The sequence below is a fragment of the Longimicrobium sp. genome, from assembly GCF_036280135.1.
In the GTDB taxonomy this organism is placed as follows: domain Bacteria; phylum Gemmatimonadota; class Gemmatimonadetes; order Longimicrobiales; family Longimicrobiaceae; genus Longimicrobium.
In genome coordinates, this window is the sequence record NZ_DASURI010000874.1 from 1 (window position 1) to 3,879 (window position 3,879).

Annotated in this window: 4 protein-coding genes; all 4 read left to right on the top strand. The window is 71.0% G+C overall.

What is annotated here, in order from left to right; genetic code table 11:
• The first annotated feature begins 214 nt into the window (after positions 1–214).
• Positions 215–850, top strand: coding sequence for a hypothetical protein (locus VFZ20_RS28225; RefSeq protein WP_329687309.1), 636 nt, complete (start codon positions 215–217; stop codon positions 848–850).
• Positions 851–872: 22 nt separating this feature from the next.
• The gene (locus VFZ20_RS28230) at positions 873–2,342 is read left to right on the top strand and encodes a DUF3616 domain-containing protein (protein WP_329687310.1); all 1,470 of its coding nucleotides are present in this window, start codon (positions 873–875) and stop codon (positions 2,340–2,342) included.
• Positions 2,339–2,581, top strand: a complete 243-nt coding sequence (locus tag VFZ20_RS28235) for a hypothetical protein (RefSeq protein WP_329687311.1) — start codon at positions 2,339–2,341, stop codon at positions 2,579–2,581. The genes VFZ20_RS28230 and VFZ20_RS28235 overlap by 4 nt, the downstream gene beginning before the upstream one ends.
• Positions 2,582–2,733: 152 nt before the next feature.
• A partial coding sequence (locus tag VFZ20_RS28240; RefSeq protein WP_329687312.1) for a DUF445 domain-containing protein occupies positions 2,734–3,879 on the top strand: 1,146 nt, incomplete at its 3' end.

Here is a 3,879-nt window from a genome sequence, read left to right on the forward strand (position 1 = left end):
GGCAGGGAACGGACGAGACGGTCCTTCATGGGTACGCTCCGGGAGGGGAAGAAAGTCGCGTGCGGAGACTGGATCAGCAATTTACGTCGTAGAACGAATGATTCAAGTCCCTTGTGCGTCATCCGTTCCTCCGCCCGCGCTTTCCGGGCTCTCCGGCGCCCGCTACACTGCACGCCCGGTTCGTCCGGTCCATCCATCGACGCCCATCGTCATCATGCGCACGCTGATTGCCGCCGCCCTGCTCGTCTGCCTGGCCGCGCCCGCCCTGCCGGCGCAGGACGCGCCCATCCGCCCCGGCGGCATCGTCTCGGGCGCGCGGGTGGCGGACCGGACGGATCACTATGACGTGTACGAGTCGTCCCGCACCGACGGCGCGCCCGACGCCAAGTACGTGATGGAGACGCGCCTGGCAGAGGCGGACGGCCGCCCCGTCGTGATCCGGCGCGAGCGGATGCGCATTGACGGAACGGAGGTCGAGGTGTCCGCGTTCACGCTGGACCATCGCACGCTGGCGCCCCTCGGCGGCAAGGACGGCGCGTTCCTGGCAGGCAGCATGGACCTGCTGCTGGGCGCGTTACCCCTGGCGGACGGCTACACGGCCGCGCTGGCCGTGCGCGACGAGGAGGACGGCGCCCCCCTCGTCGCCGACGTGCGGGTCGCGGGGCGCGAGGAGGTGCGGACGGACCGCGGGCCCGTGCGCGCGTGGCGCATCAGCGTGGCGGGATCGGGCTCCGAAGGCACGTACTGGCTGCGCGAGGACACGCGCACGCTGGTGCAGTTCGTCGCCGCGGACCGCGGCATGCGAATGGTCCTTCACCAGCGCGCCGCGGACGAGCGCGACGCGCGGTGACGACCCTCAACCGGACGGATCGATGACGCAGCCGCTGGCCACCGTTCACCTGGAGCTAAACGCGCCGCCGGACGATTCGGTGGACGCAAAGGACATCCGCACCAGCCTGTCCGCGGTCATCCAGGCGGGCCGGCACCTGTGGCTGGGATCGGACGAGACGGCCACGCTGGAGCGCCTGACGGACCTGGGCGGCGGCCGATGGGGCGACCACCGCACCTTCAAGCTGGCCGACGTGCTGGACCTGCCCGGCGACGAGGACGGCGAGGTGGACGTGGAGGGGCTGGCCTGGGATCCGCCGTACCTGTGGATCTGCGGATCGCACGGCCGCAAGCGCGACAAGCCGGACCCGGACGAGGACGACATCGAGACGTTCGCCGAGTGCCTGGCGGACGTGGACCTGGAGGAGAACCGCTACCTGCTGGCGCGCATCCCGCTGGAGGAGGACGCCGAGCACGGGGGATTGACGCCGCGCCGCAGCTGTCCCGATCCGCGCGATCCGTCCGTGACGCTCACGGCCGCGCGCCTCAAGGGCCGCGGCGCGGACAGCGGGCTGCTGCGGGCCCTGCGCAAGGACCCGCACCTGCGCAAGTTCCTCAAGCTGCCGGGCAAGGACAACGGCTTCGACGTGGAAGGCCTGTCCGCGGCCGGCGGCCGGCTGTTCCTGGGGCTGCGTGGGCCCGTCCTGCGCGGCTGGGCCGTCGTCCTGGAGCTGCTGCCGGAGGAGGCAAAGAAGCCCGGTCGCCTCAAGCTGGCCCGCATTGGCCCCGAGGGGCGGCGCTACCGCAAGCACTTCCTGGACCTGGACGGCCTGGGCGTGCGCGAGCTGAGCCACGCGGGAAACGACATGCTCGTGCTGGCGGGGCCCACCATGGACGTGCACGCGCCCGCCGCCGTCTTTTTCTGGCGTGGCGCCGTGGCGGCGGAGGACGATTCCGTGGTCGCGGGCAAGACGCTGCGGCGCGTGATGGAGCTGCCGCACGACGTGGAGGGTCCGGGCGACCACCCCGAAGGCATGTGCCGCTTCGAGGCCCAGGGGCTGGACGGCGACGGGCTGCTCGTGGTCTACGACTCGCCCGCGCGGCGGCGGCAGGCGCGCGGCGGCTTGCGCGCGGACGTCTTTCCCCTGCCGCACGCGGACTGGGGGGAGGACAACGCGGGCCGGCAGAACAACGGGGAGACGCGGACGGAGGGTGGGCGTGGTCCGCGCGGCGCCGGGCTGCTGGGCACGGTCGTCACGGCGCTGGCGGAGGCGGTGATCGTGGGCGGGCTGCAGCAGCGTCGGCCGTCGGAAGGCGGCGGATCGCGGGTGGACCCGGACGATCGTCCCCCGCCGCGCAAAGTGGACGATCCGCGGGAGGACGACGCGTCGGCGGATCAGCCGGCGGACGCGATGCGGGAGGATGGGGAGGGACAGGATGCGCCGGGCGGCGAGGACGGCCGGTCGGCGGACGAGGGACGGCAACGGGAGAACCGGGAGGAGGGGCAGGGATGAGCGACGTATATCACGTGTTCACGCGCGCGGGCGATGCCGTGCGCGACGTAGAGGCCGCGCTGGGGGCGCTGCAGGCGCGGGGCGTGTCCAAGACGGATGCCGGGCTGTACAAGTGCATGTACGTCACCCGGGCAGACCAGACGGTGCTGATGACGGAGTCCCGCGACACCGCGCTGGCCAGGGAAGTGCGCAGCCGCGGCGGCTGGAGCGAGCCCGGCGACCAGAAGCTCAACGTCTGAGCGGTCTCGATTCGGCTACGGCCGCACGGCGCGCGGGGTGTGCGGCCGTGCCGAATCTCATCCGCCACCCCGCCCCGTAGAGTGGCACGCATTCTCCAAGCGCGGTAAACAGGAAACACCGTACTTGGCACTTGGCACCTGGCACCAGGAACTTGGCTTTGGAGACCGGCCGGCTGACCCTTCCACCGCTGCGCGACGAAGAAGAAAAGCGCGTTCGGCTGGAAAAGATGAAGCGCGTGGCCACGGGGCTGCTCATCATCGCGGCCCTCGTGTTCGTCGTCACCAGCATCTTTGAATCGCGCCACCCGTGGCTGGGATACATCCGCGCCACGGCGGAGGCGGCCATGGTGGGCGCCATCGCGGACTGGTTCGCCGTCACGGCGCTGTTCCGCTACCCCATGGGCGTGCCCATCCCGCACACGGCCATCATCCCCAACCGCAAGGACCGCATCGGCAAGAGCCTGGGCGGCTTCGTGCAGAACAACTTCCTGTCGCCGCCCGTGCTGCTGGCGCGCATCCGCGGGGCCAACGTGGCGCAAAAGCTGGCGCAGTGGCTGGCGGATCCGCGGCATGCGGACACGGTGGGCAAGCACGCCGCCGTGGGCGTGAAGGGGCTGGTGAAGGTGGTGCGCGACGACGTGGTGCAGGAGATCATCGAGCAGAGCGTGATGAGCCGGGTGCGCGCCACGCAGGTGGCGCCGCTCATGGGCAGCGTGCTCACGGTGGTGACGGCCGACAACCGGCACCAGGAGCTGCTGGACAGCGCCATCCGCCTGTTTGACCGGCTGTTCGACGAGAACCGCGACGCCCTGCGCGACAAGATCCGCCGCGAGACGCCGTGGTGGATGCCCACGGCCGTGGACGACCAGATCTACAACAAGATCGTGCGCAGCGTGGAAAACACGCTGCACGAGGTCACGTCCAACCCCGAGCACCCCCTGCGCGCCCGCTTCAACGAGGCCATGGGCGAGTTCGTGGAGCGGCTCAAGAACTCGCCCGAGATGATCACGCGCGGCGAGGAGCTCAAGGAAGAGGTGCTGCGGCACCCCGCCGTGCGCGGCTTTTCGGCCAGCATCTGGGCGGACGTAAAGACCAGCGTGCTCACCCACAGCGAGGACCCCGAGAGCGAGTTCCAGCGCCGCGTGGGGCAGGCCGCCACCCGGGTGGGCGCGTCGCTGCTGGAGAACGAGGAGCTGCAGGACCGGGTGAACGAGTGGGTGGAGCGGTCGGTGCTGTACGTGGTGGAGCAGTACCGGCACGAGGTGGCCGCGCTGATCGAGACCACCGTGTCCGCCTGG